General features: G+C 29.3%; 28 protein-coding genes. 21 read left to right on the forward strand and 7 right to left on the reverse strand.

Going from position 1 to position 25,875, the window contains the following annotated elements; translation table 11 throughout:
• The first annotated feature begins 13 nt into the window (after positions 1 to 13).
• The 15 genes from pstC to msrA all read left to right on the forward strand — a co-directional run bounded on the left by pstC (position 14) and on the right by msrA (position 14,735).
• Entirely contained in the window at positions 14 to 928 is a 915-nt protein-coding gene (gene pstC / locus L8X36_RS01510; RefSeq protein WP_263682244.1) for a phosphate ABC transporter permease subunit PstC, read from the forward strand.
• Positions 925 to 2,013: a phosphate ABC transporter permease PstA gene (pstA, locus tag L8X36_RS01515; protein WP_263682245.1), complete on the forward strand. Its 1,089-nt coding sequence runs from the start codon at positions 925 to 927 to the stop codon at positions 2,011 to 2,013. Before pstC ends, pstA begins: the two co-directional genes overlap by 4 nt.
• Complete coding sequence (pstB, locus tag L8X36_RS01520; RefSeq protein ID WP_263682246.1) at positions 2,010 to 2,750, forward strand: phosphate ABC transporter ATP-binding protein PstB; 741 nt, start codon at positions 2,010 to 2,012, stop codon at positions 2,748 to 2,750. The genes pstA and pstB overlap by 4 nt, the downstream gene beginning before the upstream one ends.
• Positions 2,751 to 2,809: 59 nt before the next feature.
• The gene (locus L8X36_RS01525) at positions 2,810 to 4,006 is read left to right on the forward strand and encodes a DUF2920 family protein (RefSeq protein ID WP_263682247.1); all 1,197 of its coding nucleotides are present in this window, start codon (positions 2,810 to 2,812) and stop codon (positions 4,004 to 4,006) included.
• A 79-nt stretch (positions 4,007 to 4,085) separates the two neighbouring features.
• The gene (locus L8X36_RS01530) at positions 4,086 to 5,402 is read left to right on the forward strand and encodes an MATE family efflux transporter (RefSeq protein WP_263682248.1); all 1,317 of its coding nucleotides are present in this window, start codon (positions 4,086 to 4,088) and stop codon (positions 5,400 to 5,402) included.
• Positions 5,378 to 6,043 (forward strand): M48 family metallopeptidase, encoded by a 666-nt coding sequence (locus L8X36_RS01535; protein WP_263682249.1) that lies wholly within the window; start codon positions 5,378 to 5,380, stop codon positions 6,041 to 6,043. The genes L8X36_RS01530 and L8X36_RS01535 overlap by 25 nt, the downstream gene beginning before the upstream one ends.
• 73 nt (positions 6,044 to 6,116) lie before the next feature.
• Positions 6,117 to 6,938: a dipeptidase PepE gene (gene pepE / locus L8X36_RS01540; RefSeq protein WP_263682250.1), complete on the forward strand. Its 822-nt coding sequence runs from the start codon at positions 6,117 to 6,119 to the stop codon at positions 6,936 to 6,938.
• A gap of 100 nt (positions 6,939 to 7,038) precedes the next feature.
• Complete coding sequence (locus tag L8X36_RS01545) at positions 7,039 to 8,553, forward strand: hypothetical protein (RefSeq protein ID WP_263682251.1); 1,515 nt, start codon at positions 7,039 to 7,041, stop codon at positions 8,551 to 8,553.
• Entirely contained in the window at positions 8,534 to 10,732 is a 2,199-nt protein-coding gene (gene hypF / locus L8X36_RS01550) for a carbamoyltransferase HypF (protein WP_263682252.1), read from the forward strand. The genes L8X36_RS01545 and hypF overlap by 20 nt, the downstream gene beginning before the upstream one ends.
• 63 nt (positions 10,733 to 10,795) lie before the next feature.
• On the forward strand, positions 10,796 to 11,530 hold the full coding sequence (hypB, locus tag L8X36_RS01555) for a hydrogenase nickel incorporation protein HypB (protein WP_263682253.1): 735 nt from the start codon (positions 10,796 to 10,798) through the stop codon (positions 11,528 to 11,530).
• The gene (locus L8X36_RS01560) at positions 11,530 to 11,811 is read left to right on the forward strand and encodes a HypC/HybG/HupF family hydrogenase formation chaperone (RefSeq protein ID WP_039618343.1); all 282 of its coding nucleotides are present in this window, start codon (positions 11,530 to 11,532) and stop codon (positions 11,809 to 11,811) included. The genes hypB and L8X36_RS01560 overlap by 1 nt, the downstream gene beginning before the upstream one ends.
• On the forward strand, positions 11,798 to 12,889 hold the full coding sequence (gene hypD / locus L8X36_RS01565) for a hydrogenase formation protein HypD (RefSeq protein ID WP_263682254.1): 1,092 nt from the start codon (positions 11,798 to 11,800) through the stop codon (positions 12,887 to 12,889). Before L8X36_RS01560 ends, hypD begins: the two co-directional genes overlap by 14 nt.
• A gap of 1 nt (position 12,890) precedes the next feature.
• Positions 12,891 to 13,862 (forward strand): hydrogenase expression/formation protein HypE, encoded by a 972-nt coding sequence (gene hypE / locus L8X36_RS01570; protein ID WP_263682255.1) that lies wholly within the window; start codon positions 12,891 to 12,893, stop codon positions 13,860 to 13,862.
• Positions 13,862 to 14,227, forward strand: a complete 366-nt coding sequence (locus tag L8X36_RS01575) for a hydrogenase maturation nickel metallochaperone HypA (RefSeq protein ID WP_263682256.1) — start codon at positions 13,862 to 13,864, stop codon at positions 14,225 to 14,227. The genes hypE and L8X36_RS01575 overlap by 1 nt, the downstream gene beginning before the upstream one ends.
• Positions 14,217 to 14,735 carry a peptide-methionine (S)-S-oxide reductase MsrA gene (gene msrA / locus L8X36_RS01580; RefSeq protein WP_263682257.1) on the forward strand — a complete coding sequence of 173 codons (519 nt, stop codon included), beginning with the start codon at positions 14,217 to 14,219 and terminating at the stop codon, positions 14,733 to 14,735. Before L8X36_RS01575 ends, msrA begins: the two co-directional genes overlap by 11 nt.
• On the opposite strand, the gene L8X36_RS01585 is transcribed toward msrA, so the two are convergent.
• From L8X36_RS01585 to L8X36_RS01615, 7 genes are read right to left on the reverse strand one after another with little or no spacing between them, the layout of a single operon-like run.
• The gene (locus L8X36_RS01585) at positions 14,719 to 14,919 is read right to left on the reverse strand and encodes a DUF2892 domain-containing protein (protein ID WP_012661495.1); all 201 of its coding nucleotides are present in this window, start codon (positions 14,917 to 14,919) and stop codon (positions 14,719 to 14,721) included. The two genes, msrA and L8X36_RS01585, sit on opposite strands and share 17 nt — an antisense overlap.
• A 57-nt stretch (positions 14,920 to 14,976) precedes the next feature.
• Positions 14,977 to 15,582 carry a Crp/Fnr family transcriptional regulator gene (locus L8X36_RS01590; RefSeq protein ID WP_263682258.1) on the reverse strand — a complete coding sequence of 202 codons (606 nt, stop codon included), beginning with the start codon at positions 15,580 to 15,582 and terminating at the stop codon, positions 14,977 to 14,979.
• Positions 15,583 to 15,621: 39 nt separating this feature from the next.
• A complete protein-coding gene (gene tpx / locus L8X36_RS01595; RefSeq protein WP_012661493.1) occupies positions 15,622 to 16,146 on the reverse strand; it encodes a thiol peroxidase in 525 nt (174 codons plus the stop codon).
• Between the two features lie 54 nt (positions 16,147 to 16,200).
• Positions 16,201 to 18,228 carry an ATP-dependent helicase gene (locus L8X36_RS01600; protein WP_263682259.1) on the reverse strand — a complete coding sequence of 676 codons (2,028 nt, stop codon included), beginning with the start codon at positions 18,226 to 18,228 and terminating at the stop codon, positions 16,201 to 16,203.
• A gap of 7 nt (positions 18,229 to 18,235) precedes the next feature.
• Positions 18,236 to 19,477 carry an ArsS family sensor histidine kinase gene (locus L8X36_RS01605; protein ID WP_087700579.1) on the reverse strand — a complete coding sequence of 414 codons (1,242 nt, stop codon included), beginning with the start codon at positions 19,475 to 19,477 and terminating at the stop codon, positions 18,236 to 18,238.
• Entirely contained in the window at positions 19,474 to 20,148 is a 675-nt protein-coding gene (locus L8X36_RS01610; RefSeq protein ID WP_039626094.1) for a response regulator transcription factor, read from the reverse strand. Before L8X36_RS01610 ends, L8X36_RS01605 begins: the two co-directional genes overlap by 4 nt.
• Positions 20,149 to 20,160: 12 nt before the next feature.
• Positions 20,161 to 21,579, reverse strand: a complete 1,419-nt coding sequence (locus L8X36_RS01615; RefSeq protein ID WP_263679426.1) for a DegQ family serine endoprotease — start codon at positions 21,577 to 21,579, stop codon at positions 20,161 to 20,163.
• Between the two features lie 149 nt (positions 21,580 to 21,728).
• Here L8X36_RS01615 and L8X36_RS01620 point away from each other — a divergent pair, with 149 nt between their 5' ends.
• From L8X36_RS01620 to L8X36_RS01645, 6 genes are read left to right on the forward strand one after another with little or no spacing between them, the layout of a single operon-like run.
• Positions 21,729 to 22,601 carry a co-chaperone-curved DNA binding protein A gene (locus tag L8X36_RS01620; protein ID WP_039628332.1) on the forward strand — a complete coding sequence of 291 codons (873 nt, stop codon included), beginning with the start codon at positions 21,729 to 21,731 and terminating at the stop codon, positions 22,599 to 22,601.
• Positions 22,602 to 22,613: 12 nt separating this feature from the next.
• Positions 22,614 to 22,988 (forward strand): heat shock protein transcriptional repressor HspR, encoded by a 375-nt coding sequence (locus tag L8X36_RS01625; protein WP_039668403.1) that lies wholly within the window; start codon positions 22,614 to 22,616, stop codon positions 22,986 to 22,988.
• Between the two features lie 24 nt (positions 22,989 to 23,012).
• Entirely contained in the window at positions 23,013 to 24,638 is a 1,626-nt protein-coding gene (locus L8X36_RS01630) for a cation:proton antiporter (RefSeq protein WP_263682260.1), read from the forward strand.
• Positions 24,635 to 24,967: a hypothetical protein gene (locus L8X36_RS01635; protein ID WP_263682261.1), complete on the forward strand. Its 333-nt coding sequence runs from the start codon at positions 24,635 to 24,637 to the stop codon at positions 24,965 to 24,967. Before L8X36_RS01630 ends, L8X36_RS01635 begins: the two co-directional genes overlap by 4 nt.
• Positions 24,964 to 25,590, forward strand: a complete 627-nt coding sequence (locus L8X36_RS01640; RefSeq protein WP_263682262.1) for an HAD family hydrolase — start codon at positions 24,964 to 24,966, stop codon at positions 25,588 to 25,590. Before L8X36_RS01635 ends, L8X36_RS01640 begins: the two co-directional genes overlap by 4 nt.
• Before the next feature lie 3 nt (positions 25,591 to 25,593).
• A complete protein-coding gene (locus tag L8X36_RS01645) occupies positions 25,594 to 25,857 on the forward strand; it encodes a DUF2018 family protein (RefSeq protein ID WP_039618310.1) in 264 nt (87 codons plus the stop codon).
• The last annotated feature ends 18 nt before the right edge of the window (positions 25,858 to 25,875 follow it).

A 25,875-nucleotide genomic window follows, 5' to 3' on the forward strand; every position in this document is an offset into this window, starting at 1 on the left:
TTAGGATGAAAAATTGATAAAAGAAAAAATAATAAAATTAACACTTTTTCTTTGTGCTTTTGTTAGTGTAGTAGTAAGCTTTGCTATTATGCTAACGATTTTAATCGAGGCTTTAAAATTTTTTCAAAAAGAAAGTGTATTAACTTTTTTATTCTCAAGTCAGTGGGCAGCAGATGCTGCATTTGTAGGTGCTGATGGAAGTAGTAAGCATGGGGTTTTTGGTGCTTTGAGTTTATTTTTGGGAACTTTTTATATTTCATTAATAGCAATGCTAACAGCCTTACCTTTAGGTGTAATGTGTGCTATTTATCTTGGAGTATTTGCAGGTAAAAAATCTAAAAACTATTTAAAACCTATTTTAGAAATCATAGCAGGAATTCCTACTGTAGTTTTCGGATTTTTCGCAGCCATAGTTGTAGCTCCTTTTATAGTGTGGTTTTTTTCTCTTTTTGGTATCAAAGCTAGTTTTCAAAGTGCCCTAGGTGCAGGTTTTATCATGGGTATTATGATAGTTCCTATAGTGGCTTCACTCTCACAAGATTGCATTGAAGCTGTAAGTTTAAAAAGGATAAATGGAGCTTATGCTTTAGGTATGACTAAAAAAGAAGTTGTTTTTGCAGTAATTTTACCAGAAGCAATGCCAGGTATAGTTGCAGCTTGTCTTTTAGGACTTTCAAGAGCTTTAGGTGAAACAATGATTGTTGTTATGGCTGCTTCACTGCGTCCAAATTTAACAATGAATTTTTTAGAAGATATGACAACAGTGACTGTAAAAATAGTAGAAGCATTAAGTGGTGATCAAGCTTTTGATAGTTCTTTAGCTTTAAGTGCATTTTCTTTAGGGCTTGTGCTTTTTATTATTACATTAATCATTAATATTTTTAGCGTTTATTTGATAAATCGCTTCCATAAAAGGAAAAATTTATGAAAAAACTTTTTAAACAAAGAAAAAAAGCTTCAAAAAATTTCAAAAGATTCTGTAAAATGGGGCTTTATATAAACCTTATTTTTCTTTGTATTTTTTTATCAAGTGTAGGGTATCTTGGGATAGGAGCTTTTAAGCAAACTTACATTTATGCCCAGGCTGATAGAAATAGCCCTTCATATGAGCTTTTATCGCGTGCTGAACAAAGGAAAATAAGAACGGGTCAAATCAAAGAAAAATCTTGGCTTTTAGCAAATTCTGAAGTTGATCAATATATGAAAAAAAACTACAATAAACTAAGCGATGAACAAAAAACTTTAGTTGATGAATTAGTTCAAAAGCAAGAAATAAAACTAAGTTTTAACACAAATTTTTTCCTTAATGGAGATTCTAAATCACCTGAAAATTCAGGAATCTTTGCTTCTGTGGTTGGAACTTTACTTGTGATGATAGTTTGTATGGTTGTAAGTATCCCAATAGGAGTTGGAGCAGCTATTTATTTAGAAGAATTTGCTCCGCAAAATGTATTTACGCATTTTATAGAAGTGTGTATTAATAACCTTGCAAGTATTCCTAGTATTTTATTTGGACTTTTAGGACTTGGGGTGTTTATTAATCTTTTTGGCATGCCTCGTTCTAGTGCTTTAGTTGGAGGATTAACTTTGGCTATTATGAGTTTGCCTATTATTATTGTTTCAACTAAAGCTGCCTTAAAAAGTGTGGATATTAATATGAAAAATGCAGCATATGCTTTAGGCATGACTAAAATTCAAATGATAAAAGGTATTATGCTACCTTTGGCAATGCCTATGATTTTAACAGGTTCTATTTTAACTTTAGCAGGGGCTATTGGCGAAACAGCACCTTTGATGATTATAGGTATGATAGCTTTCATACCTGATGTAGCAAATAGTGTTTTTGCGCCAACAAGTGTTTTACCTGCTCAAATTTTTTCATGGTCAGCTATGCCAGAGCGTGCATTTTTAGAAAGAACAGCAGCAGGGATTATAGTGCTTTTATCTCTTTTGGTGATTTTAAATTTAGCAGCAATACTTTTAAGAAGATATTTTCAAGGAAAATTAAAATGATAGCAAAAACAACAAATTTAAATTTATTTTATTGTAAAAAACAAGCTTTGTTTGATATTAATATGGAAATTCAAAAAAATAAAATCACAGCTTTAATAGGTGCTTCAGGCTGTGGAAAATCCACATTTTTGCGTTGTTTTAATAGGATGAATGACAAAATAGCAAAAATCGATGGTCTTGTTGAGATTGATGGAAAAGATGTTAAAAATCAAGATTTAGTTGTGCTTAGAAAAAAAGTCGGAATGGTATTTCAACAACCTAATGTTTTTGTAAAAAGCATTTATGATAATATTTCTTATGCTCCAAAACTCCATGGGATGATCAAAAACAAAGATGAAGAAGATGCTTTAGTGGAAGATTGTCTTAAAAAAGTAGGGCTTTTTGAGGAGGTAAAGGATAAACTAAAACAAAATGCTCTAACGCTTTCAGGTGGTCAGCAACAACGCCTTTGTATTGCAAGAGCTTTGGCTATAAAGCCAAAATTATTACTTTTAGATGAACCAACTTCTGCACTTGATCCTATATCTTCAAGTGTCATAGAAGAGCTTATTAAGGAATTAAGCCATAATCTTTCCATGATTATGGTAACACATAACATGCAACAAGGTAAGCGCGTGGCTGATTATACTGCGTTTTTTCATCTAGGTGAACTTGTAGAATTTGGAGAGAGTAAGGAATTTTTTGAAAATCCAAAACAAGAAAAAACAAAAGCTTATTTAAATGGAGCTTTTGGATAATTTTTATTTATTTAGAAATTTTGATGATATAATTAATCAAAATTTCTAAAAGGCTTAGCATGCTCATAAATCAAACCTATTTCATAGACTCTTGTGATGATGTGGAATTAAATATAAAAAGAGAAAGTAAATTAGAATATAGAATCACTTATGATGATAGTAAGCAAATGAAAGCTATTGTTTGCATTATTTCTGGATTTGGAGATGATGCAAATAGCGATTATAGAAGACATTTAGCTGAAGCTATTTGTAGTAATTTTGATGTAATTGTACTTAGTGTTGAGTATCACTGTATTGGTTCAAGATTAAATAATGGTGCAAAAATAGTATTTGATAATATAGATGAATTTATATTAGAGCATTCATGTAAAGCTTTTGGTATAAAATGGAAAGATTTTGCCTATAATGATTTAAAATATATAGACCATCAAATGATTGAATTAAAATCAACAAATAAAATTCACAATCAAAGTAAAATTCAACTTAGCGCCACTTTAAAACCAACTAAAAATGAGTATCAAAATTTTGGCATCATGCAAGCAATAGATATATCTAATGCTATATTACATGTGGAAAAAAATATGGGGGGGGGTATACCAGTAATTTTAATTGGTAGTTCTCATGGGGGATATTTAGCAAATTTATGTGCCAAAATAAGCCCTTGGGTTGTAGATACTATAATAGATAATTCCTCTTACGCTCTTGCACCTCTTTCGTATTTGGGTTTTGCTAAAGAAATCGATTATACTAAGAACTGCGAATTTTATATAAATTATTCTGAAAATATTGATTTATTTTTATTTACTAAAAGTTTTTGGACGTCTAATCAATACTCTCCTTGTTATTTTTCTAATGCAAGGAAAAATATTAGAGATATTTTAAATTATGAACATTTAAAACTTCAATCAAGTTATAAAAAAATTCCTTATATTAGTTATCATAGTATATATGATACTATAGCTCCATTTAAAGATAAGAAAGAGTTATATGGGTTTTTAAATCAATTAGGATTTAATGCTTGCTTATATGAAATTAATTGTGAAAAACAAATAGATGGTAGATTGATTAAAAATTTAAATCACGGATTAGGAATGTCAATAAAAACTTTAGTCAAAAAACACTTACCGCAAATTTTACAAGAACCTTTAAAAGATAAAACTTGTAAAAAAGAAATCTCATATAAGTGTGATGATTTAATATATACTTTTAAAGAGGAAAATGAACAGATTGTTTTAAGTATATTAAATTCAAATTAATATTATTTATTTTGTAAAAAGTAATTTTTAAGTAAAATTACTTTTTACTTTCAAAAGATTATTATCAAAAAGAGTATTCATGGCAAGCAAACAACTTTCACTTAAACATCTTAGTATGCCTATATTACTTGAAATGTTTTTAAGATATTTTTCTTTGATTATCAACACCGTTATGGTTTCACAGTATTCTAACTTTTTAGTTGGAGCTATGGGTGCGGGTAATCAAGTAGCAGATTTATTTATCATTATTTTTAGTTTTTTAAGTGTGGGTTGTAGTGTGGTGATTGCCCAAGCTTTAGGGGCTAAAGATTACACTCTAGCAAGAAAGGCAATACATCAAAGTTTATTTTTAAATGCTTTGCTTGGTTTTGTGTGTGGAAGTTTGATTTTATGGCATGGAGAGTTTTTACTCTATCTTTTACAAATTCCAAATGAGCTTTTAAAAGACAGTGAAATTTACTTGCATATGCTTGGAATTTGTTTGTTTTTTGATGCTATGGGTATAGTTTTGGCTGCTATTATTAGGGTGTATAATATGGCTTATTGGGTTATGTTTACAACTTTATTGATGAATGTTGTGATATTTATAGGAAATTTTTATGTGTTACATTTTACTAAATTAGAGCTTTTTGGAGTAGGTCTTAGTAATATACTTGGGCGTTTGGTAGCCTTTGGTATGCTTATAGCAATACTTAGTTTTAAGCTCAAAATTCATCTTAAAATTAAAGAGATGATAAACCTTGAAAAAGTGGTACTTAAAAAGATTTTTAATATCGGTGGCTTTGCAGCAGGAGAGCATTTAATATGGTTTATACAATACACCATAGCTTTTGCTTTTGTAGCAAGTTTGGGTAAAGAAAATTTAAGCGTTCAAACGATTTACTTTCAAATTTCTTTACTTATCATGCTAGTAGGACAAGCCATAAGCGTAGCAAATGAAATTATCATAGGTAAATTAGTCGGCGCAAAATACTTAAATGTGGCCTATAAACATACTTGGATAGCTTTGTATTTTAGCGTGGTTGCAAGTGCTTTTGTGGCTTTACTTAATTATGTTTTGCAAGATTTTACCATGGGTGTAGTAAAGCTTGAAGAAAGTTTAAAAGAACTTATGATACCACTTTTTACTCTTTCAATATTCTTAGAAATCTCAAGAACTTTTAATATAGTCATGGTGAATTCGCTAAGAGCAAGCGGTGATGCGAGGTTTCCGTTTTTAAGTGGAGTGGTATTTATGCTTGGAGTTTCTTTACCGGTTGGCTATGTGCTTTGTTTTTATGCTGGACTTGGAATTTTAGGAGTTTGGATAGGTTTTTGTGCAGATGAGTTTTTACGCGGTATTGTAAATTCATATAGATGGAAAAGTAAAAAATGGCAAGGCAAAGCACTAGTATAAAAGGAATTTTAGAATTTAAAGAATTTCGTTTTGCTTTTGAAAAGAAAAAACTTAAATATCTAAGACTTAAGATAGATAGGGATTTAAATTTCAAACTTAGTATACCGCTATATTATGAGCAAAGAGATGTTTTAAGATTTTTAGAAAAAAATGAAAGTTGGATTAGAGCCAAAGAAAAAGAACTTTCTTTAAAAAGAGTAGTTTTAGCAAGTGATGAGTTATATTTTTTAGGTAAAAAATACAAGTTAGTTTTTAATGAAAATCATAAAAAAGTTCTCATAAAAAAAGATAAAATCTTTGCAAAAAATCAAAAAGCCTTAGATCTTTTTTTAAGGCGTAGTGCTAGGATGATTTTTGAATATTTTATAAAAAAATGGCAATTTATCCACAAGAGAAAGGTACAAAGAATTTGTATTAAAGAAATGATTTCAAGATGGGGTTCTTGCAATCATCAAAAAGCATATATAAACTTAAATTTAAAACTCATGCAAAAACCTATAAAAGCTATAGAATATGTGATTTTACATGAACTTACACATTTAATCTACCCACATCATCAAAAAGAATTTTATGATTTTTTACATAAATTAATGCCTGATTACAAGACAAGAGAGGTTTTTCTAAAAAGTCTTATTTTTTAACAAAAATTTATTTTAATTTAAAAAATCATTTATTAAAATAAATTGTTTTTAAATATCTTTTAAAGGAAAAACAATGAAAAGAAGAAATTTGTTAAAAGTAGGTGCTCTTGGTTTAGCTGCTATGCTTTTTAGCGGTGTTGCTTTAAATGCTAATGATGTGGTTAATTTTCCAAAAGATAAGCAAAAAGCTTTATTGCTCTCAAGTTCAGGCTATAAAGACACTGGGTATTTAAACCATGCTTTACCTTGGCTTAAAGAATTTGTTGAAAAAAATAACTTAAAAGGCAAAAAAGTAGCATTTATACCTTATGCAGGTGTTAGAAAAACTTATGAGCAATATGAAGCACAAGTTGCTAAAGCTTTAGAAAGTTTAGGTCTTCAAATAATTAGTGTACATAGAGGTAATGCTGTTGATATTGTTAAAAGTGCTGATGCGATTTTTGTAGGAGGTGGAAATACTTTTGAACTTGTAAATCAGCTTTATAATAATAACCTAGTAGAACTCATTGCAAAAAGAGTAAGTGAGGGTGTACCTTATGTTGGCTGGTCAGCAGGCTCAAATGTAGCAGGTACAACTATGATGACAACTAATGATATGCCTATAGTTGAACCAAAATCATTCAACACTTTTAATATCTTCCCTCATCAAATCAATCCACATTTTATCTCAGGTAAGCCAGTAGGACATAATGGTGAAAGCCGCGAAGAAAGACTTGAAGAGTTTTTGATTGTTAATCCTAAAGTAGTTATTTATGCTTTGCCTGAAGGTGTTGCATTATTACTTGATGGAAAAAAAGCAAAAGTTTTAGGTATGGATAAAAATGCTCCACTTTTAAAACTTGAAAACAAAAAAGAAATTCAAAAAATCGCTATCGGTTCTGAATTTAACTACTAAAATAACAAGCTATCTATATTTTAGATAGCTTGTTTAAGCTTTCCTTAGAATTAAAATTGTTATATTTATGCTTTAAAAATTTAATTTTAAGGTTTTTAACTTGCTTTTAGAAATTACTTTTGATTATAAATCTAAAAATGATATTTTTGAGTATTTGTTAGCTTATTATGCTAAAGATTATGTGTATAATTATGAGCAAAAAGATGAAAAAATCATCATTAAAGTTAAAGGCGAAAAAGATGAAATTCAAGCCTTTTGTTCTAATTTAGAAAATATCAGCCACAGTGTTTTTTTAAACAAATTTGACTTAAAAGTTATAGAAGAAGATTTTACACCTATAAAAAAAGAAAAAACCTTCACCAAAAGAAGTTTTTTAACAAGACTTAATGCAAATGCTTATACCCAAGGTGAGCTTTTAGAAAATGAATGGGGTGTTTTTGTAGAAGAAGAGTTTAAGATAGAAGAAGATTTTATAAAAATCACTAAAGAAAATTTCTGTGATAATTTAAAAAAAGCCTTGGAAAAATTAAAAAACAAAGAAAAAATATATTTTAAAAGCTCAAAAGGAGTATATACTTTTGAAATTTTTAATGAAGTATTAGATGATTTTTTAATGCCAAGTGATCCAAAACATATCAATGCGTTTTTTTCCTGCAATAATGAGCAGTTTAAAATCTTAGCAGGGGTTGAAAAGCCTCTAATGAAGCTTAAATTTAATGCTATTTTTAGACAAAATCATCAATTAAATCATGAATATTTTAAAATAAAAATATATGATAATCTTTTCTTGTTTGTCTTGTGTTTTGAGCTTGAAAAAGAAGGAATTAAGTTTTTAAATTTTAAAAAGCTAGAACATTTTGAGGATGATTTTAAAGTGGCTTTAATCGAAAATGAGCTAGTAGTTTGTAGGGGTTATGATTATATTTTACCTGAGTTTAAAAATTTGATTTTTCAAAAAGAAGATAAAAATTTTGCAAGAATTTCTTGTATATTGTCTGATTTTAAAGACAAAAAGCCTTTGCTTTTAGAACTTAGTAAAAAATATGATGATATTATCTTACTTGATAAAGAAATCAATCTTTTAAAACTTTGCTTGCCAAAAAGCTTTGATGAGTTTTATGAAACTATAAGTCAAGATGATGTTGCTAAGAGATTACTAGCTAATTATGAAAAAGAATTTATTCTTGTGCGAAAAGAACTAAATATGGCTAATAATTTTTTTAATCTTTTTGGCATGGTAGGGATGATTTTAGAGCTTGGTGAAGACGAGAAAAAAGCAGCATTAGCGCTTTTGGCTTTAGCAGATGAGAGTAAAATGGCAAAAGGTGTTAGGATAGATTTTAAGCATAATGAGCAAAAAGAATTTGATTATACTAAGACCTTAAGAAGCGTGATGAGTTTTAAGCTTGCTGGAGTAGAAAATCAAATCATAGCCTTAGGTGTTGTTGAGAGTTTGGCGTATTTTTTAAGAGATTTATTTGATAATTTAAAGGCTAAAGAGCAAGTTGATTGTGCCGTGCTTAGTGGGAGCTTGTTTGAACATAAAAGCCTTAGTAAAAATGTATTTAAACACATACCATTTTTTAAGTTAAGCGATGTCCCACTTTGGATATGAAATTCATATTAAAGGGCTAGTGCAAGGCGTTGGCTTTCGTCCTTTTGTTTTTAATATAGCTAAAGAGCTTAATTTAAAAGGTGAAGTTTATAACAACAGCTTAGGCGTTGTTATAATCCTTGAGTGTAGCAATGATGAATTAGAAATTTTTAAAGAAAAACTTTTTGCTAATTTACCACCTTTAGCTAGGATAGATGATTTTAATTTTTCTTATAAAAAACTTCAAAAAACTTATAATGAATTTAGTATAAGTACTTCACAAGATAGTGAAAAATTTAGTCCGATTTTGAGTGATTTTGCTCTTTGTGAGGATTGCTATAATGAATTTTATGATGAAAAAAACCCGCGTTTTAAATACCCTTTCATCACTTGCACAAATTGTGGACCAAGATTTTCTATTATAAAAAAACTTCCATATGATAGAGCTAATACGACTATGGATGAGTTTAAAATGTGTTCTTTTTGTCAAAGCGAGTATGAAGATCCTGTTAATCGTCGCTTTCATGCTCAACCACTCTCATGCCCAAAATGCAAAATTACTATTTTTTTAAAAGATAAAAATCAAAATATTTTAGCTAAAGATGAAAAAGCTTTTATCTTGCTTGCAAAACTTTTAGAACAAGGTAAAATCATAGCTTTTAAAGGTATGGGTGGGTTTCATTTAATTTGTGATAGTACAAATGAAAATGCTATAAATGAACTTAGAATACGTAAAAATCGCCCTAAAAAGCCTTTTGCTATCATGGTAAAAGATCTTAAAATGGCTCAGGAATTAGCTTTTATTAATAAAGCTGAAGTAAAACTTTTAACTTCAAATTTAAAACCCATAGTTATTTTAAATAGCAAAAATATCCATAAAAGCTTAGCGCCAGATACTAATAAAATAGGTATTATGTTAGCTTATATGGGAACGCATTTAATGCTTTTTGAACATTTTAAAAAACCTATCATTGCAACAAGTGCTAATTTAAGTTCACAAAGCATTATTTATGAAGAAACAAAACTTTTAGAGCAACTTAGTGATGTATTTGATTTTTATCTTGATTATGATAGAGCAATACACAATTCAAGCGATGATAGCATTGCTCAAGTTATTAGCGAAAAAGCTATGTTTTTAAGGACTTCAAGAGGCCTTAATCCGCTTTATATCAATACAGCAGATATTTTTAATACAAAAGAAAATATTCTAGCTCTAGGAAGTGAGTTAAAAAACGAATTTGCATGTTTTTTTAAAAATCAAATTTTTATTTCTCCTTATATAGGCGATATGAAAAGTTTAGACATACAAGAGAGATTTTTTAAAATTTTAACTTTCTTTCAAAACTCTTATAAACTAAATTTTGATCAAATTTTAAGCGATAAACACCCACAATTTAACTATGTAAAAGAATTTAAAGATTATAAAAATTTTCGCGTGCAACATCACTATGCACATCTGTGTGCTTGTTTATTCGAACATAAAATTTACAAAAATGATGTTTTAGCCTTTGTTTTTGATGGAACAGGTTATGGAGATGATGGAAAAATTTGGGGTGGTGAGATTTTTAGAGCGAATTTAAAAAACTATGAAAGGTTAAATCATTTTAAAAATTTCAAACTCATTAATGCAGATATTAAAAATATCGCAAATTTAGCTTTAGCTTTGATTTTTGATTTTAATTTAGAAAACAAAGCTAGCGAGTTTTTAGCTAAATTTTCTCAAGTAAAATTAGACAATCTTAAAAAAATTCACACTCAAAGCTCTTTATATACGAGTTCTCTTGGTAGGATCATCGATGCTTTTGGCGCTTTTGCTTTTGATATACAAAAGCTTGATTATGAAGCACAAATTGGACTTTTGATGGAAAAATATTATGATAAAAATCTTGATTATAGTTACAAATTTGATATCCAAGAAAAAGAAATTTGCTTTAAAAATGCTTTTTTACAAGCTTTAGAAGATAAAGATAAGGTTAAAATTAGCACAGGTTTGCTTAATGGCATTGCAAATTTAATTATAGAATATTCAAAAGATTTTAAAGAAGAAGTGCTTTTGTGTGGTGGGGTATTTCAAAATAAAACCTTACTTGAAATTTTAGATCGAAAAAAATTCACTTATAAAACTTCTTTACAATTTCCTTGTAATGATAGCTCTATTGCGCTTGGGCAGCTTGTGCATTATTTATCTTTAAAAACTTAATAAAACTCATATTTTTTTAATACTTTTTTATATACAATAAAATAAAAATATAAAGGAAAGATTATGTGTAAAGATTGTGGCTGTTCTATTAATGAACATGAACATCATCATGATCACCATCATGAAAATCCAGCTTTAAAAGATGAAAAAACTATTAATGTTATTAGTAAAATTTTATCAAAAAATGATCATCAAGCAGCTCATAATAGAGAGCATTTTAATGAGTATAATACTCTTTGTATTAATCTAATGAGTTCTCCAGGAAGCGGTAAAACAACACTTTTAGAAGAAACTATAAAAACTTTAAAAGATGATTTAAAAATAGCCGTGGTTGAAGGGGATTTAGAAACTAATAATGATGCAAATCGCATTATCAAAGCAGGAGGCTTAGCTCATCAAATCACCACAGGACAAACTTGTCATTTAGATGCTTTTATGGTGCATGAAGCTTTACATCATTTTAAACTTAGCGAACTTGATATAGTATTTGTTGAAAATGTAGGAAATTTAGTATGTCCTGCAAGTTATGATTTGGGCGAGCATTTAAATGTGGTTTTACTTTCAGTAACAGAAGGTAGCGATAAGGTAGAAAAATATCCAGTGATGTTTAGAAAGGCTGATTTATTAGTCATTACTAAAGCCGATTTAGCTCAGCATTTTGACTTTGATTTTAAAGCAGCTTCTATGGCTGCTAAAAGGCTAAATCCTAAAATAGATATTATGATTTTAGATAGCAAAACAAAAACAGGATTTGATCTTTGGATAAATTATCTAAAAATGAAAAAGGAGCTTAACTAATGTGTCTTTCTATACCTTCTAAAATTTTAGAAATTGATGAGCTAAATTCAGCCATAGTAGAAACTTTAGGGGTTAAAAGAAGAGTGAGTTTGGATTTAATAAGTGAACCTTTAAAAGTAGGTGATTATGTGCTTATACATGTGGGTTTTGCTATGGAAAAAATCGACACTCAAGCTGCACAAGAGAGTTTAAAAATTTATACAGATATAGCAGAGAAAATGCAAAATGGACAAATTGATGAAAATGAAGGCGATATGGGGCTAAAAAATGGATTTAATTAATGATTTTAGAGATAAAGAAAGAATTTTAGCCCTAAAAGAACTTATTGCTTCTAAAATTACTAAGCCTATTAATATCATGGAAATTTGCGGTGGACATACGCATAATATTATGAAATTTGGTTTGCCTGATTTATTGCCAAAAGAAATTAATTTTGTTCATGGCCCAGGCTGTCCTGTGTGTGTTATGCCTAGAGAGCGTATTGATGTGGCTTTAAAGCTTGCAAGTATGCCAAATACTATCTTTTGTGTATTAGGCGATATGCTTAAAGTGCCAGGAAGTTATGAAAGCTTAATTGATCTTAGAGCCAAAGGAGCTGATGTTAGAGCGCTTTATACACCTTTGGATGTGATAGATATAGCTTTAAAAAACCCTGAGAAAAATATAATCTTTTTTACCATAGGTTTTGAGACAACTACACCTATGAGCGGGGTGATTATAGAAAAAAGTATAGCCTTAAATTTAAAAAATTTATTTTTTCATATTAATCATGTATTAGTTCCACCCGCAGTAGAAGCTATCATGCAAGATGAAAATGTAAAAATTGATGCCTTTTTAGGACCTTCTCACGTAAGCGTTATCACAGGATCAAACATTTATGAACCTATTGCTAAAAAATACAAAACTCCTATAGCAGTAAGTGGATTTGAACCGGTTGATATAATGCTTAGTGTGTTAAATATAGTAGAGCAAATGAATGTAAATACTTTTGAAGTTTATAATGAATATCACAGAGTAGTTAGCAAAGAAGGAAATTTAAAAGCTAAGGCTTTAGTAGAAAAATACTTTAAACCTTGTGATTTTGAATTTAGAGGTCTTGGAGTGATTGTAAATGGTGGGCTTTGTTTAAAAGATGAATTTGCACACTTAGATGCTAGCAAAGTGTTTGATTGTAAAGTGCAAAGTAAAGATGAGAGTAAAGCTTGTATTTGTGGTCAAATTTTAAGAGGTTTAGCTAAACCTTATGATTGTAAGGTGTTTGCAAAAGCTTGCACTCCAAAAAATCCTATAGGTAGCTGTATGGTTTCTAGTGAAGGAGTTTGTGCGGCTTATTATAAATACTATCAAGATAAGGCATAAAATGAAACAAATTACTCTAGCCCACGGTGGTGGTGGTGAAGAAATGAATGCTTTGATAAATGAAATTTTTTCTATTTTTGAAAATGATGTTTTAAAAGAAGCAAATGATGCTGCTATTTTAGATGATTTGGCTTTTAGCACCGATTCTTTTGTACTAAATCCTATCTTTTTAAAAGATATAAATATAGGAAAATTAGCAGTTTGCGGTAGCGTAAATGATGTATTAATGGTGGGAGCAAAACCACTATATTTATCACTAGCTTTGATTTTAGAAGAGGGTTTTGAGATAGAAAAGTTAAAAATTATACTAAAATCTATAAAAGAAGAATGTGATAAAGCAGGAGTAAAACTAGTTTGCGGGGATACTAAAGTTGTTCCTAAAAATAAAGGCGATGAAATATATATTAATACTTCATGTATAGGTAAAAATATACAAAAAATCAATACCAAAGACTTAAAAAGTGGTTGTAGTATCTTAGTTTCAAGGGATATTGGAGCTCATGGTTGTGCAGTTTTGGTTGAAAGAAATAATTTAGAGGCAAATATCCAAAGTGATTGTAAAAGCTTAAAAGATGAAGTTTTAACACTTTTAAATGCAGATATTTCTATAAAAGCAATGCGTGATGCTACGCGTGGTGGACTTAGTGCGGTTTTAAATGAATGGGCTAAATTAAGTAATTTGGAGCTTTTAATATATGAAGAAAAAATTCCAGTTTGTGATGAAGTTTTAGGGGTTTGTGAGCTTTTTGGGTATGAGCCTTATGAGCTTGCAAATGAAGGAACTTTTATTATTTGTGTAGATAAAAAAGATGAGCAAAAAGCATTAGAAATTTTAAAACAATTTAATGCTAATGCAGCCATTATAGGTGAAATCACAGCTAATGAAAAAGTAAGAGTGGTTTTAGAAAATGCTTATGGAGCAAAACGCATTTTAGAAGCTCCAAAAGGCGAACTTTTACCAAGAATTTGCTAATGCATGAGTTAAGTATTACAGAATCATTACTAGAGCTTTGCGAAGAATATGCTCAAGGAAAAGTTATTGAAGAAGTGCATGTTAAAATAGGGCGCTTAAGCGGGATTGAACCTCCACTTTTACAAAGAAGTTTTGAAACTTTTAAAGAAAATAGTCCTTTGTGTAAGAATGCTAAATTTATTATGCATATTCAAGAAGTAGTAGTTGAATGTCAAAAATGCCATTTTAGCGGAGTGCTTGAAAATAATATCTTTTGGTGCCCAAAATGCGAAGATAAAGATTTAAAAATCATAGATGGAGAAGAACTTTATCTTATGCAACTTGTTTTAAAAGAAAACGAGGATTTAGAAAATAATGACAAATAAAGAAATCATCTTAGGTGCGGGTTGTTTTTGGTGCACTCAAGCTGTGTTTGATGAAATTAAAGGCATAGTTTATACAGAAGTAGGTTATAGCGGTGGCAAGCCAAATCCAAGTTATGAAAGCGTGATAAATGGTGATGGGAATATAGAAGTAGCTAAGATAATTTATAATGAAAAACAAATTTCATTAGAAAAAATCTTAGAACTTTTTCTCAAAATGCATGATCCAACAAGCTTAGATAAACAAGGTGCTGATGAGGGGAAGCAATATAGATCAGTTATTTTTTATCAAACTAATGAGGAGTTAAAAATCATTAGTGATTTTTTACAAAAAGTACAAAAATATTACACTAAAGCTATAGTTACGCAAGTTTTAAAATTAGAAAAATTTTATAAGGCTGAGGATTATCATCAAAAATATTTTAAAAATAATCCCAGCCAAGCTTATTGTAGATTTGTCATTACACCAAAGCTAGAAAAACTAGTAAATCATTCTAATTTTTCTTTTTAGAAATAGGACAAACCCCAAGTGGACAAGCTTGTTTTCCACTAAGCACTCTTATGGGACAAACAGCAAAAATACCTGTTAATAAAGGAATTAAACCCAACAATCCCCACCAAGTTGAAAAATAAACTCCTAAAGAAAACGCCACTATGGCTAAAGCTATTCTTAGCACTCTTTCTAATTTACTCATAATTTCTCCTTTTTGTTGATATTATAAATAAATTTTAAAAGTATTTCTGTGATAAAGTTACAAAGAAATTAGTATTATTTTAGATCTTTCAAGCTTGATTTTACCTTCTTTTTCTAATTCTTTTAAAATTCTTGAAACGGCCTCTCTGGCGCTTCCTAAGTGATTAGCTAAAGCTTCATGGGTAATTTTTAAAGTATTGTTGCTAGCATTTTCTTTCAAAAAATCACAAATTCTAGAAGATAAAGGCATAAATAAAGCTTGTTCTAAAACTTTGATTAAGGTATTAAAACGCTTGGTGATTAAACTTAAAACATAATTATTAATTTTTGGGTATTTTTCTTTTAAAATTTGAAAAATTGTTGAGGGGATGATGGCTATACTTGTATTTTGAGTACTTTGTATAAAAACATCATAAGATATGCCATCCATATTACACTCAGAGCAAATAACGCATTCGTCATTTTCTTTAAGGTGAAAAAGTGTTATTTCTTTTGCATTTGGGGTTAAAATAAAAGCTCTAAGCTCGCCTTTTAAAATTTTTATAAATCCTAAACATTTATCATTGACCTTAAAGTCTTTTTCAATGTTTATTATTTGTAAGTGCTCTTGTATAAGTTTGAGATCTTGTTTTTCTATTTCAAAACGAGAAAGAAAATTTTCCATGTTTTTAAGTTTTAAAAGCCTATAAAAGGCTTTTAAATTTTAGTGGCAACCACAACCACCACATCCACAACTTTGACCAAAGAAGCTTTCTAAAGCTTGCATATTTGGAAGTTCTGTTACTTCATTTACCAATTCTTTATAAGCAACCACACCATCTTTAACTACAAACACTGCTCTAGCTAAAATTCCCTCAAGTGGACCATCAGCCATTAAAACACCATATTTTTCACCAAATTCTTTAGAAACAAAATCACTTGCAACAGTTAAATTATCTATACCTTCAGTTGAGCAAAAACGACCCATAGCAAATGGTAAATCCATGCTAACTACGATTACTTCTACACCGCTTGCTGCTGCTTTTTTATTAAATTCTCTAGCTTCAGTTGCACATACTGGAGTATCAAGACTTGGTACGCTGATAATAATTTGAGTTTTGCCTTTTGGGGCAATTTCAACACCTGAAAGATCTTTAGCTTTTAAGGTGATATTTGGAGCCATATCGCCAACTTGGATGTTATTTCCTTTTAGATTTACTTTATTTCCTTTGAATAATACACTATTCATTTTTTCTCCTTGAATGATTTTTATTAATCATAATATAAAAAGATTAATAAAGTCTTATTTTTGTTCTTCTTTGCACATACCTGCTTCGATTAGAAAACATGAAGGTTGATAATTGCTTTTTTTAATCTTGTCATATTTTGCATAGCTTAAGTATAAAGTATCCTTAGCTCTAGTTACTGCTACATAAAAAAGCCTTCTTTCTTCTTCCAAACTTCCACCCATGCTCATGAGTTTTTGATTAGGAAATCTTCCTTGTGCAAGATCAATTACAAATACAAGTTCAAACTCAAGCCCCTTACTAGCATGTATGCTTAAAAGATTAACCCCACTACCACTACTCATTTCACTAGCACCAAGAGTAAGAAAATTATAATATTTATAATTATCACTATAATTTTTAGCAAGTTCTTTTAATACAAATATTTTTGCATTGATTTTTTCTAAAATTTCATTTTTTTTATTTAAATCAACATTGGAGTTTTTATTAGTCGCTCTCTTGGTTGCTAAAATATCACAAATTTCTTTAAAATAATCATTTTCTAAGATTAAATTTACAAGCTGAGTTGAAACCTTACACTCGCTTGCTTTTTTAATAAAAAGATAAATTTTTTCAAGATTTTTCGCACAAAACTCGTTGATTTTAGGTAGACTTAAAATAGGGTGGGTGTTAAATTCACTTTCTAAGTTAAACCTTGAAGGTGAGGCTAGCTCCTCAATATCATCAAAAAGTCCTAGTTGGTAACTTTGTTTTTTGTATTTTTTTAAACTCACATTACTATCAGGATTTAAAAAACCTTTAATCAAACTAGAATGTCCCAGCTTTAATAAAGCATCAAAAATATCTTTTGCTAAAACCCCACCAACTCCTTTGGTATATTCAAGTAAGTGTATAAAAGCCATGATATCTTTTGGATTAAGCACGATTGCAAGCATAGAACAAAAGTTTTTAACTTCCAAGCTTTCAAAAAAACTTCCCCCACCTTTTCTTTTGCTTGCTATACCAAGTTCTCTTAAGGCAACTTCTACTCCATCTGCGCTAGAATTGTTTCTAAAAATAACAGCGATTTCATCAAGATTAACTCCACTTTGTAAGATTATTTTTGCTATGGTAGAGTATTGATCAAATAATTCATTGAAAGTTAGCAAACTTGGTGCTTTAAAATCTCCTTCTCTAGTTACAATCAATTCTTTAGGATATAATCTTTCATTGTTTAAAATCACTTTATTAGCTAGTGCAAGTATATTTTTACTAGAACGATAGTTTTTATTTAAAGTAAAAATATTTGCATCGATAAATCTATCTTTAAAACTTCCTATAATAGAAATATCAGCTCCATTAAAAGCATAGATACTTTGATCATAATCCCCCACACAAAATAAACTTTTACTTTTAAAAGCATCAATTAACGAGCCTTGTAAAGTATTAGTATCTTGGTACTCATCTACTAAAATCTCATCAAATTCAAAATGATGTGAAGCTAAAACATGTTTTAATTTGATCAATAAATCATTAAAATCCACATAATTAAAACGTGCTTTTTCTTCTTCGTATTCTTTTAAAATATCTTCATAAATTTCAGCATAAACAGCTTGTTCATCATAATTTTGACAAAACCAATTATAAAATTCATCTAAGTTTGCATTAGTATTTTGAAATAAAGAATACACATCATACAAATAACTTGGCATATAAGGTTTAGTGTCGCTTAAATGATGAAAAGTGCGTTTTTCAAAAATGGAACGTAAAAGAATTTTAAGCTCACTAGCAGGTTTTAAAATAATATCATGATTTAACTCTTTAAGTAGGGAATAAGCAGTGCTATGAAAGGTTCCTGCTGTGATTTTTGAAGTAATACTTTTATCAAAATACCTGCCAAGTCTTTCTATCATTTCTTTACTAGCTTTGTTTGTAAAGGTTAAAAGCATAATTTTTTCAGGCTTTATACCATTTTGAAGTAAAAAGGCTATTCTTGCAACTATGGTCGAAGTTTTACCTGTGCCTGCACTTGCTATGATTAGATTGTGTCCAAAAGGAGCGCTAGCAGCTTTGTATTGTTCTTCATTTAAACGCGATAAGGGCATGAGCTTCCTAGTTTAAAATTATATTTTGTATATCATTAAAATAAAAATGATTGATACCATCTTTATATTCATAATAAAGCGTAAGTTTATGAGAATCTAAAATAGTCTTAACAATATATAATCCAAGTCCAAAACTATCTTTGTTTTTCTTTCCTTGCGTAAAAGCTTGAGTGTAGTATTTCAAGTCTTTATCTAAGGCTTTTCCTTTGTTTTTAAAGCAAAGATAATCTTTAGTTATTTCTATAGTAACGCAATTTTCATCAGAGTATTTTGTTGCATTATCTATCATATTTTTCATCGCAGTAGTAAAAAGTTTAAAATCCACATTGACGCTAAAACTTTCTTTGATACTAATTTTTACCTTTTCATCATCACTCATAGCTATATCTTTAGCTTCATCTAAAAGATCTAAAATATTGTATTTTTTTAAATTAATCAAACCAGCACCCGAAGTAATTTGTTCAATGGCTGCAAATTCATTAATCAAAATTTCCAAACGATTAAAAGCACCCACTAATCTTTCTTTATATTTGCTATCTTCAAGCATTTCTAAAGTAATTAAACCTTTAGTGATAGGAGTTTTTAACTCATGCATAATATTTCTTAAGAAAAATTGCCTTGAAGTGTTTAGTTTTTGAATTCTCAAAATAGACTCATAAAAGGCTGTTGCTACTTGAGAAATTTCATCATTGCCTTTACTGACATTTTGAATTTCATTGAGTTTATTTTCGCCAAATTTATCTATTTGTCTTTTTAAAGCTCTAAGTGGTTTTAATTTTCTAATGATAAAAATATATAAAATCAATAAAACCATTACCACTATACTAGCAATAAGCTTAATCACAAAATAACGATAACCTTGATATTCTAAATCTTTGTACAAATAAAGCTTACCATCAAAAATGATTTTTAAATATACATTATCTTCTAAAGTAATGATTTCAACTACACCTGTGCTAGTTTGAGCGCGTGCTATGGTTTCAGCTTTGTAGATGATTTTTCTTATAGAAGATGGGGTTGTTAGTTCTATCATTTTGTAATTTTTTGTTTGCTCATAAAATTCTTTTTCGCTAATTACATGGTTAAAATACAATAATCTTGCATTAGCTATAAAAGAATATTTCGCATTAAGCTCATTAGTGTAATTTTGCTGATCATATTTTATAAGCCATAAAAATGCCAAAATCACACTAACACTAGCAAGCAAAAAAACAAAGGTTATGGTATAAAAAATTGATGATTTATTCATTGAGTTAATTTATACCCTATACCTCTGATTGAATGAATGTATTTTGGAGTTTTAGGATCATCTCCGATTTTTTGTCTGATTCTGCTAATGATTACATCTATACTTTTATTACTAGAATCTTCACTAATAGAGCTACAATTATACACAAGTTCTTCACGGCTTACCACTCCACCTTCTTTTTTAATTAAATAACTCAAAATATCAAATTCAGCATTAGTAAAGCTAATTTCTTGATCTTTCATAGTGATAGTATGTTTATATTTATCATATACAAGATCTTTTTTAACTTGAGCTTGAGCGGTTTTTGTATTTGAAATTCTTCTTAAATGACTTTTAATTCTTGCTTGAAGTTCTTGAGGGTTATATGGTTTTGGTAAATAATCATCAGCACCCAAATCAAGAGCTGCAACCTTATCACTAATATCATGTCTTGCACTTGAAATGATAATGGGTGTATCATATTTTTTACGAATTTCCTCGCATACTTCAAGTCCATCAAGTCCAGGTAAGCTTAAATCTAAAATGATTAAATCATAAGGATTTAAAGCAAGTCTTGAAAGACCTATATAAGGTTCATGAGCAATATCTACTTTCATATCAAATTGCTCTAAATATTCAGCTATAATCTCTGCTAATTCTAAATCATCTTCTATCATTAAAATATTTGTCATTTTTTTCCTTTCTTAAAAAAGTAAAGCTCTAACCATACCACCTCTATTAATCCAAATTTTAACATATTCTTTGCCTTTATTTAATTCTAAAGCCTTAGATAATTCTTTAAAATTTGAAACTTCATATTGATCAATACCTATAATAATATCACCTTGCTCAAAGCCTATTTTTTCTGCTTTTGATTTTGGAGTAACTTCAGTGATTAAAATACCACTAATATTTTCAGGTATGCGGTATTGTTGTTTATTTTTAGAATCAAGCTCTACTAATTTTAAACCATCAATATAACCTTTTTCATATTGTAGCGATTTTTCATCTGTTTTTAGCATAAATTTAGCTGTTTTAACTTTATTATCTCTTTCATAAGTTACCTCTATAGCTTGTTTTGGATCAATACTTCCTATATAATTTTTTAAATCCATAGGGCTTTTAATCACAGTTTTATCTACTTTTATAATCAAATCACCTCTTTTTAATCCCGCATTATAAGCTGCTGAGTCTTTTTGAACTTCTGTTATTAAAGCTCCTTCTTGATTAGTATAAGCTTTTTTAATATCTTGAGTTAAAGCTCCTATAACTACACCTAAATATCCTCTTTCTATTTTTCCATGCTCGATAAGTTTTTGTGCAATAGATTTTGCCATATTAGAAGGGATTGCAAAGCCTATACCATTATTTCCTCCACTTCTTGAAAGTATGGCTGAATTTATCCCAACTAGAGCCCCTCTGCTATCTACTAAAGCTCCACCTGAATTTCCAGGATTAATTGAAGCATCCGTTTGAATGAAATTTTCATATTGATTTAAACCTATATTATTTTTATTTAAGGCCGAGATAATCCCACTTGTAACACTACTTCCAACACCAAAAGGATTACCCAAAGCAAACACTACATCACCTTCTAATAATTTATCCGAATCAGCAAAAACTACTGCGGGTAAGTTTTTTGCTTCTATTTTTATCACTGCTAAATCTGTTTTAGGATCAGCTCCGATTAATTTAGCTTTATATTCAGTGCTAGAATCAGGTAAATTTACAGTAATTTTTTCAGCATCTTCTATAACATGATTGTTTGTTATAATATAGCCATCACTTGAGATAATTACACCAGATCCAAGCGAACTTACTACTTCTTTTTTATTTTTTTTACTTTTTGGAGCTTGTGGAAAATCAAAACCAAAAAATTGTTTAAAATAAGGATCATTGAAAAAATCATCAATCCCAAAGGAATTACTTTGAACGGTTTTAGAAGTTGAAATATTCACAACTGAATTTTTAACTTTTTGTATAGAATCATGATAAGAAAGTATAGTATTTTGATTATCAGTTGGTAAAGATCTTTTTACATTATCATCTGCTTGTTTAAAATCAATACTAGCACTAAAAAGACTAGTTGCCAATGCCAAAGAAAGAACCATAGTTTTTTTCATGTATTATCCTTTGTAAAATCAATTTACACAAGTATAAAATTTTATTTTTACGCAATTGTAAATAAAACCTTTAGTTTTAAAACTTATAAAAGTTGATTGACTAAGACTAAAGTTTATGGTATAATCTTATAAAAAATAAGGAATAAAAAATGAGTAATAGTTTATATGAGACACTAGGTGTTTCGCAAAATGCTAGCGCAGATGAAATAAAAAAAGCTTATAGAAAATTAGCAAGACAATACCACCCAGATATCAATAAAGAAGCAGGTGCTGAGGAAAAATTTAAAGAAATTAACGCCGCTTATGAAATTTTAAGTGATGAGAAAAAAAGAGCTCAATATGATAGATATGGTGATTCTATGTTTGGTGGGCAAAGTTTTCATGATTTTTCAAGAAATGCAGGCGGAGCTGATATCAATGATATTTTGAATAATATTTTTGGCGGAGGCTTTGGGGGTTTTGGTAGAGGTTTTAGTTCTAGTAATAATTTTAGAAGTGGTTTTGGAGGTTTTGGGGGGTTTGAAGAGGATTTAGACTTACAAGCAAGTGTTAAAATTCCTTTTGAAAAAGGAATTTTAGGTGGTGAACATACTATAAATATCAACAACGAACAAGTTAAAATCAAAATTCCACATGGTATAAAAGATGGCGAAAAGCTACGCATACGAGGTAAAGGAAAAAGCTTTCAAGGACAAAAAGGAGATTTGATTTTAAAGGTAGAGCTTGAAAAAAGCGATGAATACGAAAGAGAAGATGATGATTTATACAAAAAGGTTGAAATTAGTTTAAAAACAGCACTCTTTGGAGATAAAATCAGCGTACATACTCCAAGAAAAGAAGTTAAAATCACCATACCACCAAATTCAAAAAACAATCAAAAAATCAGACTTAAAGGTTATGGGGTACAAAATAGAAAAACAGATCTTTATGGAGATATGTATTTAATTTTAAATGTAAAAATACCTGATATTAATAGTCTTGATCCTGAATTTGTAAAAATTTTAGAAGAAAAATTACCTTAAAAGGAGTATGCAATGGAGCATAGTTATGATGAACCGGTGTATCTTATAAGTGTTGTTGCAAAGGTTTTAAGCATACACCCACAAACTCTAAGACAATATGAAAAAGAAGGTTTGGTTGAACCAAGTAGAACCGATGGTAAAATGAGACTTTATTCTCAAAAAGATATAGATAGAATCAAAATGATTTTACGCTTAACAAGAGATCTTGGAGTTAATTTAGCTGGTGTTGATGTGATTTTAAAGCTAAAAACAAAAATTGATGAGTTTGAAAATACCATTGAAGAATTAAGATTAGAACTTGATAGAAGAGATAATCCTTCAAAATCAAGAGCAGTAGTAAAACACAGAAGCAATTTTGACTTAATTTTTTTAGAAAAAATAAAATAATAAAACATTACAAAAGGTTGGTGAGTGGATGCTTTTATAACTTTATTTTTAACTGCAGTAGCAGTTGCTGTCGTACTTAATGTTATACTTAAAAAATTTGGAATTCCAACCATTATAGGCTATATAGCCACAGGTTTGTTTGTGCGTGAATTTTATGGTTTTAGCACCAATGAAATCATTATCCATGTGGCTGAGTTTGGTATAGTTTTTTTAATGTTTACCATAGGGCTTGAATTTTCATTTAAACACCTTTTAGCAATGAAAAAAGAAGTATTTTTAAATGGAAGTTTACAAATGCTAACTTGTGGCTTGGTTTGTACTTTACTTGTAACTTATATTTTAGGTATAGCAAATCATATAGCAATGATAGCAGGTTTTGCCCTAGCTTTATCTTCTACAGCTATAGTTTTAAAAATACTTAATGATAGTGGCGATATCAATGAAGAATATGGCCGAAAAGCTTTGGGAATTTTGCTTTTTCAAGATATTGCTGTGATACCACTGCTGTTAATGATTGATATATTTAGCTCTCAAAACGCTGATATTTCAAAGCTTTTATTTACAACCTTAGTCAGTGCTGTGATTTTACTTGTTTTGCTTTATTTTATAGGCAAATACCTTTTTACTTATGTTTTAAAATTTATCATTAAGACCAATGCAAATGAAATTTTCATCGCTACCATACTTTTTACCGTAATAGGAGCAAGCTTTTTAGCACATTCTTTTGGTTTTTCATATTCACTTGGGGCATTCATAGCTGGAGCTTTGATAGCTGAAACTAAATATAAACATAAAATAGAAGCAGATTTGGTTCCTTTTAGGGATTTACTTTTAGGGTTTTTCTTTATCAGTGTTGGCTTGCAAATTGATTTTCATATAGTTTTTGAAAATTGGTTTTTGATTTTTGTTTTTGTAAGCTTGGTGTTATTGATAAAATTTGTAGTAATTTATGGTCTTTTAATCCTTTATACGAGAAAAAGAGTAGCTTTAAAAACTGCTTTGAGTATTTCTCAAATTGGAGAATTTGCTCTAGCGGTGTTTTCATTAATGCAAGTAAATTCGCTTATAGATGAAAAAACAGCACAAATTTTTATTATAGTTTCTATCATCACTATGGTTGCAACACCTTTTATTTTAAATAATCTTAGAAAAATAGCCAACGCAGCCGAAGGTGAGCAAAATGATATGGCTAAATTTTATCTATGTGATCAAAAAATGAAAGATCATTTTATCATTTTTGGTTATACAAGATTAGGTCAAGAAGTGGTGCAAAAGATCAAAAAAACAGGTATTCCATATCTAGTTTTAGAAAGTGATTTAAATTTAGTTGAACTTGGGCGTAGCAGAAATGAGAATGTTTTTTTTGCTAGTGTAGCGCAAGTAGAAACATTAAAAGTAGCTAATATAGAAGAATGCTCAGTTGCTATTATAACCATAAGCAATGAAGCTAAACTTGATATGCTCTATCAAGTGCTTTCTGGTTTTAACAAACCTATACAAACAGTTTTAAAAACAAGTGGTACGGGTGCTAAGATCATTTTCCCACACACTGATAAACATTTACACATTGTAGATGCTGAAGCTTCAATAGCTAGAAATTTAGTACAAGAAGCATTACAATGTAGAATTAATACAAGTGCAGCAGAATGAAAAATGATGAAAAAGCTTTGAGAGTTAAATATGTAAGAGCTTTAGAAAAATTTACCAACTCTGCTGTGAATGCTTTAAAAAGGGAAGATTTTGATTTAACACTTTTTAGAGAAAGAATGCAAAAAAATGCTAAAATCTTTGAAAAAGTTCAAGCGGTGTTTTTGGATTCTACTTATACTAAAGCTTTAGAGCTTTTTGTAAATGAGTGTTTAGATGAAAGTTTAGACCAAAAAACCTTAACTTCAAAAGCTAATGCTTTGTATAAGCTAAAAAATAATCAAAGTTATAAAAAAGACAAACATAAAATTAAATTTAAGGATGAATATTGATAAATGTAATTTTTGATATGGATGGCACGCTTATAGATAGCGCTAATGCTATAGTATGTGCGGTAAATGAAATAAGAGCGGATTTAAATTTAGAACCTTTAAAAAGAGAGTTTATTTTAGATACTATCAATACTCCTGGGCAAAATTATGCTAAGATTTTTTATGGGGTTGATACTTATTCACATACTAGTTTTAAAGAAGGTTATGAGAAATATTTTATTAAGCATTATGATCAAAGTGTGGTGCTTTTTGATGGTGTGCTTGAGGTTTTGGAATTTTGTAAAAAAAACGATTGTTATCTGGCTATAGCTACTAATGCACCTCAGGAAAGCTTGGTGCCTATTTTAAAAAAACAAAACATTCTTTCATATTTTGATAAAATACTAGGTGTTAGTTATGGTATAGAAGCTAAGCCTGATCCTATGATGCTAAGATTAATTGCAGATGAAGCAAAATATGAAAAAAGTATTTTTATAGGCGATAGTTTAAAAGACAGACTTTGTGCTAAAAATGCTAAGATGGATTATATACATATTTCTTGGCAAAAAGAAACTAAAGACTTAGATGAAGTTAACGATAAAACTACTTTAATAGAAAAAATTCAAACTCACATGAAAGGTTAAAAAATGGATATTTTTGATGAAATGTTTGCAAAAAGCCCTAAAGAAAAATTTATTGAAACAATAAAATATGCAAATTTAGGTGCATTGGAAAATGTTTTAGAAAAATTATTAGCCGATCATATCGCTATGATAGAGCTTTTAGAAAAAAATAATTTAAATGAAAGCGATGTAGCGCAATTTCAAATGGAAAATTCACTCTTAATAGATGAGAGAAAAAATGATTTTTACATAGGCTTAAGTGCTGAAATTTTAGGGCATGAGGGTTGATTTTGCGTTTACTTTTAT

Source organism: Campylobacter sp. CNRCH_2014_0184h (assembly GCF_025772985.1).
Lineage (GTDB): Bacteria > Campylobacterota > Campylobacteria > Campylobacterales > Campylobacteraceae > Campylobacter_D.